The organism is Anaerococcus sp. HMSC065G05 (assembly GCF_001812365.1).
GTDB lineage: Bacteria > Bacillota > Clostridia > Tissierellales > Peptoniphilaceae > Anaerococcus > Anaerococcus vaginalis.
Genome location: NZ_KV808688.1, coordinates 106,552 through 118,978, shown reverse-complemented (window position 1 = coordinate 118,978; position 12,427 = coordinate 106,552). Strand labels below are relative to the sequence as shown.

Annotated in this window: 15 protein-coding genes; 1 reads left to right on the top strand and 14 read right to left on the bottom strand. The window is 29.2% G+C overall.

Annotated elements, in window-relative coordinates; genetic code table 11:
* Positions 1-175: 175 nt before the first annotated feature.
* From pepD to HMPREF2852_RS01170, 4 genes are all read right to left on the bottom strand, one after another.
* Positions 176-1,576, bottom strand: coding sequence for a beta-Ala-His dipeptidase (pepD, locus tag HMPREF2852_RS01185; protein ID WP_070605334.1), 1,401 nt, complete (start codon positions 1,574-1,576; stop codon positions 176-178).
* Entirely contained in the window at positions 1,576-2,787 is a 1,212-nt protein-coding gene (pepT, locus tag HMPREF2852_RS01180) for a peptidase T (protein ID WP_070605330.1), read from the bottom strand. The genes pepD and pepT overlap by 1 nt, the downstream gene beginning before the upstream one ends.
* A gap of 13 nt (positions 2,788-2,800) precedes the next feature.
* The gene (locus HMPREF2852_RS01175; protein ID WP_070605328.1) at positions 2,801-4,318 is read right to left on the bottom strand and encodes a YfcC family protein; all 1,518 of its coding nucleotides are present in this window, start codon (positions 4,316-4,318) and stop codon (positions 2,801-2,803) included.
* A 274-nt stretch (positions 4,319-4,592) separates the two neighbouring features.
* A complete protein-coding gene (locus tag HMPREF2852_RS01170) occupies positions 4,593-5,879 on the bottom strand; it encodes a bifunctional folylpolyglutamate synthase/dihydrofolate synthase (protein WP_070605324.1) in 1,287 nt (428 codons plus the stop codon).
* An 87-nt stretch (positions 5,880-5,966) separates the two neighbouring features.
* On the opposite strand from HMPREF2852_RS01170, the gene HMPREF2852_RS01165 reads away from it, so the two are divergent.
* Positions 5,967-6,680, top strand: a complete 714-nt coding sequence (locus tag HMPREF2852_RS01165) for a heparan-alpha-glucosaminide N-acetyltransferase domain-containing protein (RefSeq protein WP_070605322.1) — start codon at positions 5,967-5,969, stop codon at positions 6,678-6,680.
* A 41-nt stretch (positions 6,681-6,721) separates the two neighbouring features.
* Here the strand turns inward: HMPREF2852_RS01165 and HMPREF2852_RS01160 are convergent, their stop codons facing one another.
* From HMPREF2852_RS01160 to glmM, 10 genes are all read right to left on the bottom strand, one after another.
* A complete protein-coding gene (locus tag HMPREF2852_RS01160) occupies positions 6,722-7,171 on the bottom strand; it encodes a Fur family transcriptional regulator (protein WP_019117745.1) in 450 nt (149 codons plus the stop codon).
* A 113-nt stretch (positions 7,172-7,284) separates the two neighbouring features.
* Positions 7,285-7,665, bottom strand: coding sequence for a 50S ribosomal protein L7/L12 (gene rplL, locus HMPREF2852_RS01155; RefSeq protein ID WP_019117746.1), 381 nt, complete (start codon positions 7,663-7,665; stop codon positions 7,285-7,287).
* A 39-nt stretch (positions 7,666-7,704) separates the two neighbouring features.
* Positions 7,705-8,253: a 50S ribosomal protein L10 gene (rplJ, locus tag HMPREF2852_RS01150; RefSeq protein ID WP_004838716.1), complete on the bottom strand. Its 549-nt coding sequence runs from the start codon at positions 8,251-8,253 to the stop codon at positions 7,705-7,707.
* A gap of 201 nt (positions 8,254-8,454) precedes the next feature.
* Positions 8,455-9,165 (bottom strand): 50S ribosomal protein L1, encoded by a 711-nt coding sequence (gene rplA, locus HMPREF2852_RS01145; RefSeq protein ID WP_070605320.1) that lies wholly within the window; start codon positions 9,163-9,165, stop codon positions 8,455-8,457.
* A gap of 37 nt (positions 9,166-9,202) precedes the next feature.
* Entirely contained in the window at positions 9,203-9,637 is a 435-nt protein-coding gene (gene rplK, locus HMPREF2852_RS01140; protein WP_004838714.1) for a 50S ribosomal protein L11, read from the bottom strand.
* A gap of 63 nt (positions 9,638-9,700) precedes the next feature.
* A complete protein-coding gene (gene nusG / locus HMPREF2852_RS01135) occupies positions 9,701-10,294 on the bottom strand; it encodes a transcription termination/antitermination protein NusG (RefSeq protein WP_004838713.1) in 594 nt (197 codons plus the stop codon).
* A 7-nt stretch (positions 10,295-10,301) separates the two neighbouring features.
* Positions 10,302-10,484 carry a preprotein translocase subunit SecE gene (secE, locus tag HMPREF2852_RS01130; protein WP_004838712.1) on the bottom strand — a complete coding sequence of 61 codons (183 nt, stop codon included), beginning with the start codon at positions 10,482-10,484 and terminating at the stop codon, positions 10,302-10,304.
* A 14-nt stretch (positions 10,485-10,498) separates the two neighbouring features.
* Positions 10,499-10,648, bottom strand: coding sequence for a 50S ribosomal protein L33 (gene rpmG, locus HMPREF2852_RS01125; RefSeq protein ID WP_004816546.1), 150 nt, complete (start codon positions 10,646-10,648; stop codon positions 10,499-10,501).
* 79 nt (positions 10,649-10,727) lie between these two features.
* Complete coding sequence (locus HMPREF2852_RS01120; RefSeq protein WP_070605310.1) at positions 10,728-11,048, bottom strand: aspartate 1-decarboxylase (aspartate alpha-decarboxylase); 321 nt, start codon at positions 11,046-11,048, stop codon at positions 10,728-10,730.
* Positions 11,049-11,051: 3 nt separating this feature from the next.
* Positions 11,052-12,392: a phosphoglucosamine mutase gene (glmM, locus tag HMPREF2852_RS01115; protein WP_019117751.1), complete on the bottom strand. Its 1,341-nt coding sequence runs from the start codon at positions 12,390-12,392 to the stop codon at positions 11,052-11,054.
* Between the last annotated feature and the right edge of the window lie 35 nt (positions 12,393-12,427).

Sequence of the window (12,427 nt, the reverse complement as noted above, 5' to 3'; positions counted from 1 at the left end):
AATCGTGAGTAAAATTTTAATACTCACGATGACCTGAAATATTTATAATTAGTTTTATTTTTAAAAATCTACAAAAACATAGTAAATATTTACTAAAAGATAATAAAAAAAGATGATGTGTAAAATAGTTTTATCTATTTCCAACATCATCTATTAAAAATTATTTTTTACTAGCTTATTTAATTTCTTTTAGTAATTGTTTTAAATATGCATACACTCTTTGTACTGATTCTATTTCAACTTTTTCTTCTGGGGAGTGAGCTCCTGTTATGTTTGGTCCTATTGAAATTATATCTAGATTTGGATATTTTTCATAAAATGCTCCGCATTCTAGTCCAGCGTGTATTACTATTGTATCAAATTTTTTTCCTTCAAATTCTTTGTAAACTTTTTGAGCTAGTGGTCTAAGTTTTGAATCTTCTTTGTATTCCCAGCCTGGATATATTGAATCAATTCTATAATTAATTCCTAAATCTTCTATAACTGTCCTGATTTTTTTGGATAATTCTTCTAGTGCATCATTATCTGAAGATCTTAGAGAAATTTCACTTTTAATAAATCCGTCTTCTTCTTTTATTAGGGCTAAATTATCTGAGGATTCTACTGTTTCTCCATCTTTCATCATTGTGTTTGTTCCACAAGCAACATTTGCTATCATTTTTATTATTTTATCTGTTAATTCTTTTGAATAACTTTTTCCGCTTGCTTCATTAATTTCTATTTTTAATTCGCCTTTAACATCTTTAAATTTATCTAGAGTGTTTTTCTTAGCTTCTTCTAATTCTTCTAGTTTTGCTCCATAGACTTTCACGCTTCCTGATGATGGAATTATATTATCAAGACTTCCACTTGTAAATTCTCCTATTGTTATATCTGAATTTAAATTATCTAAAATGGATGCAAATACTTTTAGGGCATTTCCTCTATTATCATTTATGTCCATGCCTGAATGTCCACCTAGTAAGCCTGAAACTTTTATTTCATAACCATCTTTTTGTTCTTCTTGTCCAATTTTTTCTTCTACAAAAATTGTAATTCCACCAGCAGAACCAACTGTTAAGACTCCTTCTTCTTCTGAGTCTATATTTATTAAATATTCTCCTTCAAGAACATCATCTGCCAAGTTCAAAGCTCCTGCCATTGAAGTTTCTTCTTCTGTAGTAACTAATAATTCAATTTGTGGTCCAACATAATTTTCATCTTCAAGCAAAGCTAATCCCATTGCAACAGCAATTCCATTGTCTGCTCCTAAAGTTGTATCTTTTGCAGTTAAATATTTTCCATCAATTACTGGAATTATTGAATCTTTTAGGAAATCATGGTTTGAATCTTCTGTTTTTGATGCAACCATATCCATGTGACCTTGCAAGATTACTTTTGGTGCATTTTCATATCCTTTTGATGCTTTTCTTTTCAAAATCACATTTAAACTTTCGTCTTGATATGTTTCAAGATTTAATTCTTTTCCTGTTTTTACTAAAAAATCAGAAACTTTTTTTTCGTGAAAGCTTGGTCTTGGAATTTCCATTAATTTTGAAAAATAATAAAAAACTCTTTCTGGTTGTAATTTTTCCATTATTTACTCTCCTTAGCATTTAACTCTACAATATTTTTTAGAACTTCGAGTGATTTTTCCATTATATCTACTGATAAAATTTCATATCTACCGTGGAAATTGTATCCTCCTGTAAAAAGATTAGGTGTTGGAAGTCCTTTGTATGAAAGACTTGCTCCATCTGTTCCACCTCTTACAGGTTTTACAATTGGATCCATGCCTGCTTTTTTGATTGATTCTTTGGCAAGCTCAACAATTTCTATACATGGCTCGATTTTTTCTTTCATATTGTAATAAGAATCTTCTATTTTTAAATCTATTATATCATCATATTTTTTATTTAGGAAATTTACTATTTCTTCTAATAATTTTTTCTTTTCATTAAATGAGTCTGTGAAAAAATCTCTTATCAAATAAACAATATCAACTTTAGCAGATGTTCCATAAATTTCATCTAGCATAAAAAATCCTTCATATCCTTCTGAATATTCTGGTCTTTCATTTACTGGAAGCATTGAATTTAATTCTTGTCCAACCAAAAGCGCATTTATCAAAACATTTTTTGCAGCTCCTGGATGAACTGATTTTCCTTCGATATGAATTTTTGCTGTTGCTGCATTGAAGTTTTCATATTCTAACTCTGCAACAGGTCCCCCATCAATTGTATAGGCAAAGTCAGCTCCAAATTTTTCTACATCAAATAGATCTGCTCCTCTACCAATTTCTTCATCTGGTGTAAATCCTATTTTTATATCTCCGAATTTTAAATCTCTATTTTCCATGAAATATTTTGCTATTTCCATAATTATAGCAATTCCAGCCTTGTCATCTGCTCCAAGCAAGGTTGTTCCATCGGTTGTAACTAATTTATGTCCTACTAATTCTTTTAAAAATGGATATTCTTCTTCGCTTAATTTATATTTTTCGTTTAAAACAATATCTCCACCCTTGTATGAATCAATAATTTGAGGATTAACATTTTTACCTGTTAATTCCAAGGCTGTATCCATGTGAGAAATGAAACCAATTGTAGGAACATTTTTTACTGTTCCCTCAATTGATGCATAAACATATCCATTTTCATCTACATGAGCATTTTCAATTCCAATATCTTTTAAATCCTCAACGATAACTTTTGCAAGTTTCATTTGTCCTAGTGTTGATGGACATGATTCGTTTTTGTCATCGCTTTGAGTATCATATTTAACATATTTCAAAAATTTGTCTAGCATAGATTCTCCATTTCTAAATTACAGTTTGTATTCCCAACATAACTATGGCTAATACTAACAATATTCCCATTAATGGTGCAATAAATTTAATCCATTTATTATATGAAACATCTACCATCTCGAGAGTTGCCAAAATTAATCCTGTTGGAGCTATTATTGCCATCCAACCTTGTCCAAAATTGTATGCTGATACTACAACATCTCTTCCAAGAGAAACTGTATCTGCAAGTGGAGCAATAATTGGCATTGACAAAGTAGCAAGTCCTGATGATGAAGGAATAAAAATTCCCAAGAATGAGAATAAAATCATTTGTACTGATGAGAATAATACTCCATTTATTCCGCTAATAATATTAGATGCTCCATAAAGCATTGTATCTGAAATCATTCCATCATCTAAAATTATATTAATTCCCCTAGCTACTCCTATGATTAAGGCAACTGATACTAGATCTGCTGCTCCATCTAAGAATGATCCAACTGCATCTTGTTCTTCTAAACCTGATAGAATAATCAATAAAATTCCAACTATTAAGAACAAGGTTGACATTTCTTCAAACCACCATTCTAAATTCATAACACCATAAATCATTATAGGAAAGGCTAGCATAAATACAACAAGCATTGCAATTCTTCTAAAATTAAATGGTGCTACATTATCTGGATCATAATCTTTTAGATATTGATCTTTAATTCTAGGCATATCTTCTGCAATTATAGAATTTGATGGGTCTTTTTTAACTTTTTTAGAATATCTATAGATATACCAAAGAGAAATAGCTTGAGCTAAAACTAAGCTTATAATTCTTACTCCCATTCCTTCTTTAAAAGAAATTCCTGCAGCATTTGATGCAACTACAACTGAGAAAGCATTTGTTGTTGAAAACATTGTTCCTATTGATGAGCCCATATAAATTGCAGCAATTGTTACCATAGCATCAAATCCTGATGCTAAAAATATTGGCATTAAAATAGGATAAAAGGCAATTGTTTCTTCTGCCATTCCAAAAGTTGTTCCACCAAGAGCAACAATACTTGATAAAATTGCAACCATCAAAAATTCTTTTCCCTTTGTTAATTTTGACAAAGCAGCAATTCCCGCATCAAAAGTACCTGTCTTATTTAAAACTCCAATACAACCACCAAGTAGCAATACAAAAACAATAATTCCTATAGAATCAGCTACACCATCTATTGGTGCTCTAGCTACCTTTAGAAAACCTTGTGGTTGTTGATCAAGCTTGTGGTAAGATCCTGGTATAGCTACAGGCTTTTTAATATCTTCCTTTACAAAGCTTTTTAATGGAACAGTTATTTTTAACTTATCCAAAACATCTTGAGTTGCAGGAAGTTTTTCTTCCTCTCCATCAACTCCACTTCTTATGAATACATTTTCTTCCTTATTATATTCTAACCTATCATAAGAACCTGCTGGTACTAGGTAAGTTAAAATAGAAGCTAATACTAAAACTATAAATAGTACAGTAAAAGCTGAAGGAAACTTAAATTTCTTTTTCTTTTTTTCACTCATAATTATACCTCCAATTCAAACCATACAGGTTTTAACTAAGATTGTCAATAATATTGTAATGTTGAGCAATCAATCTAAAAGATTGAATCATATTTGTTATTTAATTGCTATAATTATATTTTTTCACTTAATTTTATCTAACTATCATATTTATTTATCATAATCAATAAATATTAAAACATTTACTTGTTTTTAGATAAATCTTTTTTTTTAATAATAAAAAATACCAGATTTAACAATTTAAAATCTGGTATTTCTTATAAATATAATAGTTTCATATATCTTTATTCATTTTTTCATATTTGATTATTTCCCCAATCAAATAAAGAGATCCACACCACAAAACCAAATCATTTTCTTTAGCTATTTGTTTTGTATATTCGTAAGCATTTTTTATATCATCTATTGCCTTAACATTTGTAAATTTTGCTCCAACAATTTTTTCCAATTTACCTAAATCAAAAGCTCTTGGATTATCAACTTTTGTTACAATCATTTCATCTGCTATTGATGACAAATTTTCTATAATATACTTATAATCTTTATCTTTTAAAACAGAAAAACCTACTATAAGCCTATTATATTTGAATAATTTTAAAGATTTTATTAAAGCATCTATGGATTCTTTATTGTGACTTCCATCTATTAAAACTTTTGGATTTTTAGAAATAAGTTCCATTCTTCCCGAATTTTTGCTTTCTAATATCCCCTCTTTAATAATATTCTCATCCAAGAAAAATTCCTCTTTAAAATAATCCAAAAAATTTATAGCATTGCAAGCATTATAAATTTGAACCTTTCCTATTAAAGAAGTTTTTATATTTTTATAATTTCTAAAATCAAATTCATTGTAGTTATAATTTTGAGTTTTTATTTTTATCTCATCAAAATCAAATTTATAAATCCTAGATTTTTTTTCATTGGCTTCTTTTAAAATGACATCAAGGGCTTCTTTAACTTGAGGATAAATAAATACAGGAACATTTTCTTTAATAATTCCTGCCTTATTCCAAGCAATTTCTTCAATAGTATTGCCCAAAATATTTGTATGGTCCATTGATATTGTTGTAATAATAGTAGCAAGAGGTTTTTTTACTATATTTGTAGAATCCAGCCTTCCTCCCAAACCAGTTTCAACAACACATACATCAACTTTTTTGTCATAAAAATACTTATACATAAGAGCTGTCATAACCTCAAAATAAGTATTTTTTAATCCTCTTACATCCAATTTTTCACATATAGGTCTAATTAAGTTTATATAAGAAAAAAACTCCTCATCACTAATTGCTTTTCCATTTATTTGTACTTCTTCATTTATTTCAACCATATAAGGAGAAGTAAATAATCCACACTTAGAAGTTTTTGCTAGAGTATTTGCAATATAATTTGCAGTAGAACCCTTTCCATTTGTTCCTGCTATATGAATAACCTTTATTTTATCTTGAGGATTTCCAAGCTCATTTAGTAAAGCCTTTATAGCCGATAAATCTCTCCTTTTGCCAGCAGAATTTCCTCTTCCATAAATCCAATCCAAATAATAATCTTTATCTTTAATCATTTCTACCTCTTTCTTAACACAAATATTATATTATAATAAAAAATAAAGTAAAATAATAATAGACACTCTTATTTTAAAGGAAAGAAAATGAAAAGAAACTACACACTAGATAAGTACAGAGGCTTTACAATAATATCTATGGTATTATTTCATCTTTGTTATGATATAAACCTATACACAAGGCTTGACTGGTACAATAATATTTATATAAATAAAATTTGGCAATTATCCATAGCCATATCATTTTTCATAATTTCAGGAATCAGCTCAAATTTTCTTGATTGGAAAATGAATTTAAAACGTGGAATAATAATTTCAATCTTAGGAATTTTAATTACTTTAATAACATATTTTTTTGTACCCGACCAACTAATAATTTTTGGGGTACTAAACGGTCTTGGTCTATCAATGATACTAATATCTTTTTTACAAAAAAATATAAAAATAAACAAAAACCTACTAATTATTTTTATTATCTTGTTTGCTATAACTTATAGCCTACCTAGCGGAAAATTTTTAAGTAAAAATATAGAGCTTTATTTATATAATAAAAATTTATTTATTCTAGGATTTCCATCAAACAGCTTTCATTCAACGGATTATTTCCCAATTATTCCGTGGTTTTTTGCTTATATGAGCGGTTATATTATAGGAAAAATTTTAATAGAAAAAAATTTTTATAATCACTACGGCAAAAATTCTTTCCTTGCAAAAATAGGTCAAAATCCCCTAAAAATTTACCTATCCCACCAGATAATAATATATGCCCTTGTTTATTTTGTTTTTGAGATAATTATATAACAAAAGAAGGCGATAAATAAAAAATAATTTATCGCCTTCTTTTATTTTTTACAATTAGGACAAATTCCTCTAATTGTTATATCTACACTATTTATTTTATAGCCTTCTAATTCTTCTAATTTTAGATTGTCGATGTCAACATTTAAATCCAGAATATTTCCACATTTTTCGCAAATAAAATGAGAATGATTTTTTTGATAAAAATCATATCTTTTTCTTGATTGATTAAAATCTAATTCACTTACTATATTATTTTCAACAAATAAATTTAATGTATTATAAACCGTTGCCTGAGATATAATAGGATCATAAGATTTTAAATTTTTATAAATATCATCAGCAGTTGGATGATTTCTATTATTCACAAGAAAATCTAGTATCATTAGCCTTTGATGACTAACTCTAATCCCATGTTTTTTTAATATATGCTTTTCAATCTCAAATTTTTTATTTTGATCGACATTTTCAAGAGAATCAATAATTTCTTTCATATTCTCCTCTTTCCAAAATTAAAATCCTTCATTTTTAATATACATTATAAATTAATAAGTGTCAATCTTCGCAAAGAAAAAAAGGCTCAATTGAGCCTTTTTATAAATAGAAACTATGCTAATTCTACTTCTGCACCAGCTTCTTCTAATTTTGATTTTAATTCTTCAGCTTCGTCTTTAGCTACGCCTTCTTTAACTGGTTTTGGAGCTCCATCAACTAATGCTTTAGCATCTTTTAATCCAAGACCTGTAACTTCTTTAACTACTTTGATTACGTTAATTTTTGAAGCACCTGCTGATTTTAATACAACATCAAATTCTGATTTTTCTGCTGCACCTGCTTCAGCTGCTCCTGCTGCAGCTACTGGAGCTGCTGCTACTGTAGCTTGAGCTGTTACATCAAATTCTTCTTCTAATGCTTTTACTAATTCTGATAGTTCTAATACTGTAAGTTCTTTAATTTCTTCTAATAAGTTTGTTACTTTTTCTGACATTTTTAATCCTCCGATATTTTAATTTAAATTATTCTTATATTAAGCTGCTTCGTTTTCTTTTTTTTCTCTAACTGCATCAAGTGCATAAACAAGTTTTGCATTGATTTGTGATAAATCACCAGCAAGTTTTCTAATTGGTGCTTGTAATGTATTAACAAGCATTGAAGCAAGTTCTTGTTGTCCTGGTAATTTTGCAATTGCTAACATTTCGTCTGGAGTTTGATAGTTTCCATCAACTACACCAGATTTAATTATAAGCTTATCTTTGTTTGCATCGTCTTTATCGATGTATTTTCTTGCTACTTTTGGTCCATCAACCATTTCTTCATTTGAAAAAATTAATGCGTTAGAACCTTTTAGCTCTTCTGTAAATTGGTCAAATCCTAGTTGTTGGAATGCAAATCTCATCATAGTATTTTTGTATACTTTGTATTCAGTATTTGCATCTCTAAAATTGTTACGTAAATCAGTAATTTCTTTTACATCCATTTTATCAAACTCTACAAGAGTAACTGATTTAGCATTTTCAATTTTTTTAACTATTTCATTAACAATTACTTGTTTTTGTTGTATAGCTTTTTCAGACATATTTCACCTCCTATGGCTTTTGGTAGGTATATAAAAATCCCCACAATTAGGCATAATTATTATGCCTACATCGGTGGGGATGTAGATTCTTATTCCCACCTATACGGAATAATTAAACTATTAAGTCTCCGTAGTCTTTGGTAGCCTATTTATTTGACTATGATAGTATATCACTTGATATTCATGTTGTCAAATATTTTTTTATTTTTCAACCAAGTCCATTGCTCTTGCTGAAGATAATTTTACTCCAGGACCCATTGTTGAAGCAATAGTAATTGATCTTAAATATTTTCCTTTTGCTGAAGCTGGTTTTGCTTTAACAATAGCAGTGATTAAAGCTTTTAAGTTGTCTGATAATTTTTCTTTACCAAATGAAACTTTTCCAGTTGGCACGTGAACTAGATTGTTTTTATCTGTTCTGTATTCTACTTTACCTGCTTTTACTTCTTTAATTGCGTTTGCAATATCATTTGTTACAGTTCCTGATTTAGGGTTTGGCATTAATCCTTGAGGTCCTAAAACTCTACCAAGTCTACCTACTTGTCCCATCATGTCAGGGCTTGTTACTATTACATCAAAATCCAACCAGTTTTCTTTTTGGATTTTATCTGTATATTCTTCACTACCTGCATAGTCTGCACCTGCATTTAAAGCTTCTTCAACTTTATCATCTTTTACAATTGCAAGTACTTTAACATCTCTACCAGTTCCGTGTGGAAGTACAACAGTACCTCTTACTTGTTGGTCAGCATGTCTTGAATCTACACCTAATCTTACGTGTAATTCTACAGTTTCGTCAAAGTTAGCTTTTGCAGTTTTTTCAACTATATCTAATGCTTCTGATAATTCATATTCTTTTTGAGTATCAAAAGATTTTTTTGATTCTATATATTTTTTACCTTTTTTAGCCATGTTGCCTCCTTGTGGTATAACGAGTTTCCTCTTCCACTTATTCCTCTACAGTAATTCCCATGCTTCTGCATGTGCCTTTTATCATGCTCATTGCAGCTTCTAGGCTTGCAGCATTTAAATCTTGCATCTTAGTTTCAGCTATTTCTTTTACTTGTTCAAGTTTTATTGAACCAACTTTATTTTTGTTTGGTTCCCCACTTGCTTTTTCAAGTCCTATAGCTTTTTTGATTAATACTGGTGCTGGTGGTGTTTTGGTGATAAAATCAAATGATCTATCCTTATAAATTGTCATTTCAACCGGTATTATCATTCCAGCTTGGTCAGCTGTTTTAGCATTAAATGCTTGCACGAATTCCATGATGTTGATTCCGTGTGGTCCTAGTGCTGTACCTACTGGAGGTGCTGGTGTAGCTTTTCCTGCTGGTACTTGTAATTTAACTTTTGCTTGTACTTCTTTTTCTTTTGCTGGCATATTAAATCCTCCTTTGTGGTTTTTGGCGGGTTATCCCCTCCCACTTACATTACGTAAGCCAGTTTAAATTGTCTCAATATCCTCGAAACTTAAATCAATAATTGTATCTCTTCCAAACATATCAATTAAAGCTTTGATTATTTGTTTGTCTGTATCAACTTCTTTTACTTCAGCTACTAAATCTTTAAATGGTCCTTGGATAATATTTATATTATCTCCTACATTTATATTAATATTTAGTACAGGCTTATCTTCTTTAATACCAAATTTTCTTACCTCTCTTTTTGTTAGTGGAACAGGTTTAGAATCTGGTCCTACAAAGCCTGTGACGCCTTGAGTATTTCTAATTATATACCAAGATCTGTTAGTAATATTCATCTTTACCATTACATAACCTGGGAATAATTTTCTTGTTTTAAGTTTCTTTGATTCATTTTTTACTTCAACATACTCTTCTTCTGGCACTGTTACATCGATGATATCAGGATTTTGTTCGTTGTCTATCATCATTTGGATCTTATCTTTGACCCTATTTTCGTAGCCAGTATATGTGTGAACTACATACCATCTTGGTTGTTTTTCTGAATCTTTAGAATCAATTTCTTCTTTAGTATTGTTTGGTTCATTTGAATTATTGTTATTAGATAAATCAGTCATATCTTACCTACATCAAAAATCCAAGCATGTTTCCAAAGACTATATCTAATAACCAAATGAGAAGTCCTGTAATCACACTGACAATAATAACAAGTAATGAGTAATTTAAAGTTTCATTTTTTGTTGGCCATGTGATTTTTTTGAATTCTCTACTTACAGATTTAAAAAATCCATCTTTTTTCTTAGCCATTTTAAAACTCCTTACTATTTTGTTTCTTTATGAACAGTGTGTTTTTTACAGAAAGGACAATACTTTTTAAGCTCAAGTCTTTCTTGAGTGTTCTTTTTGTTTTTTGTAGTATCGTAATTTCTATTTTTGCAAACTGTGCATTCTAGTTTTACTTTATCTGCCATTAAAACACCTCCTAATTTATATGGATAGTCCCATACAAACACATATATTACCATCAAATTACAATATTGTCAATATTTTTTATTGACTTTTTTCTAGACTTTCATAAAATTTTTTTCTTTTATTTATTAAAAATTCTCTAAGATCATCTAAGTCGTGATTCGAAAAGCATGAATCGCTATAATCAAGAAGTATTTCTTCTATATCTAAAAGCTCATATACTCCTTCGTCATACATTTTCCCCAAATAATTTTTATTTTTATCATAAAATATTTTTGGCGGATAGCCTTCTAATTTTCTTGTATCCATGCTTATATAAGATTTTTTTGAATATATTTTATTTCCTACTACAAGTACAGCTTCTTTTATATTTATTTCTCTACCTGTAAGATAATCTTTCATTAATTAAAGCCCGCTTTTTTCTATTGCTTCTACTATATTGTTTACTTTTTTATCAGCAATTTCTTCTGTTTCTGCCTCTGCCATTACCCTAATCAATGGTTCTGTTCCGCTTTCTCTAACTAAAATTCTTCCTGTATCTTTTAGACTTTCACTTTCTTTTTCTATAATATTTTTTATAGATTCATCATTTAATACAGCTTTTTTATCATTAACTCTTACATTTTTTAAAACTTGTGGATAAATTTTTAAATCTCTTCTCAATTCTGATAGGCTTGTTTTGTTATCTATCATAGCTTCCATTAATCTAAGTGAAGTTAAAATTCCATCTCCTGTGTTTGCATATTTTGAAAAAATAATATGACCTGATTGTTCTCCACCAAGTTCATATCCATTTTCGCTCATTTCTATGTGGACATATTTATCTCCAACTTTTGTCTTGCTATAATTTATTCCAATTTTGTCTAGTGCTTTGTACAAGCCTATATTTGACATTATTGTTGTTACAATTGTATTTGATTCTAAATATCCTTCTTCTTTCATGTGTTTTCCACAAATATAAAGAATAGCATCTCCGTCAACAACTTCACCATTTTCGTCGACTGCTATACACCTATCAGCATCTCCATCATAAGCAAATCCACAATCAAGTTTATTTTCTTTTACGTATTTTTGTAAAACTTCAATGTGTGTTGAACCACAATCTACATTTATATTAAAGCCATCTGGATTATTATTTATTACGTAGGTTTCTGCTCCTAGCGCATCATAAACACTTTTTACTATTGATGATGCAGCTCCATTTGCACAATCTAGTCCTACTTTTTTGCCTTTAAAAGATTTTGATACAGTTTGAATTAAAAATGCTGTGTACCTATTTCTTCCACCAACAAAATCATGAGTTCTTCCTATCTCTTCTCCAATTTTTAAATCAATATCTTTAATATCCGCATCAATATAATCTTCTAATTTTTGCAAAAATTCGTCATCCATTTTTTCTCCATCAGAATTTATAATTTTTATTCCGTTATCATGATATGGATTGTGGCTTGCTGTTATCATTACACCACAATCAAAATCTTCACTTCTAACTACATAAGATACTGAAGGAGTTGTTGTTACATGAAGAAGATATGCATCAGATCCTGATGAAGTAATTCCTGCTGATAAGGCATCTTCAAACATATATGATGATCTTCTAGTGTCTTTGCCTATTACAATTTTTCCATTTCCATTTTTTTCTTTATTAAAATAATATCCTAAAAATCTTCCAATTTTAATTGCATGATAAAGGGTAAGATCTTGGTTAGCTTCTCCCCTAAATCCATCTGTTCCAAAGTATTTCATTCTAACCTCCTAATTTACTAATATAATTATAGATT

What these genes read in the sequence shown, in the direction of transcription:
- pepD (WP_070605334.1), bottom strand. Translation starts at nt 1,576, where the DNA reads ATGGAAAAATTACAACCAGAAAGAGTTTTTTATTATTTTTCAAAATTA.
- secE (WP_004838712.1), bottom strand. Translation starts at nt 10,484, where the DNA reads ATGGCTAAGAAAAAAGATGGATTTTTTAAATCTGTAAGTAGAGAATTC.
- glmM (WP_019117751.1), bottom strand. Translation starts at nt 12,392, where the DNA reads ATGAAATACTTTGGAACAGATGGATTTAGGGGAGAAGCTAACCAAGAT.
- HMPREF2852_RS01120 (WP_070605310.1), bottom strand. Translation starts at nt 11,048, where the DNA reads ATGAAAGATTATCTTACAGGTAGAGAAATAAATATAAAAGAAGCTGTA.
- rplA (WP_070605320.1), bottom strand. Translation starts at nt 9,165, where the DNA reads ATGGCTAAAAAAGGTAAAAAATATATAGAATCAAAAAAATCTTTTGAT.
- HMPREF2852_RS01175 (WP_070605328.1), bottom strand. Translation starts at nt 4,318, where the DNA reads ATGAGTGAAAAAAAGAAAAAGAAATTTAAGTTTCCTTCAGCTTTTACT.
- HMPREF2852_RS01160 (WP_019117745.1), bottom strand. Translation starts at nt 7,171, where the DNA reads ATGAAAGAAATTATTGATTCTCTTGAAAATGTCGATCAAAATAAAAAA.
- HMPREF2852_RS01165 (WP_070605322.1), top strand. Translation starts at nt 5,967, where the DNA reads ATGAAAAGAAACTACACACTAGATAAGTACAGAGGCTTTACAATAATA.
- rplJ (WP_004838716.1), bottom strand. Translation starts at nt 8,253, where the DNA reads ATGTCTGAAAAAGCTATACAACAAAAACAAGTAATTGTTAATGAAATA.
- pepT (WP_070605330.1), bottom strand. Translation starts at nt 2,787, where the DNA reads ATGCTAGACAAATTTTTGAAATATGTTAAATATGATACTCAAAGCGAT.
- rplL (WP_019117746.1), bottom strand. Translation starts at nt 7,665, where the DNA reads ATGTCAGAAAAAGTAACAAACTTATTAGAAGAAATTAAAGAACTTACA.
- rplK (WP_004838714.1), bottom strand. Translation starts at nt 9,637, where the DNA reads ATGCCAGCAAAAGAAAAAGAAGTACAAGCAAAAGTTAAATTACAAGTA.
- rpmG (WP_004816546.1), bottom strand. Translation starts at nt 10,648, where the DNA reads ATGGCAGATAAAGTAAAACTAGAATGCACAGTTTGCAAAAATAGAAAT.
- HMPREF2852_RS01170 (WP_070605324.1), bottom strand. Translation starts at nt 5,879, where the DNA reads ATGATTAAAGATAAAGATTATTATTTGGATTGGATTTATGGAAGAGGA.
- nusG (WP_004838713.1), bottom strand. Translation starts at nt 10,294, where the DNA reads ATGACTGATTTATCTAATAACAATAATTCAAATGAACCAAACAATACT.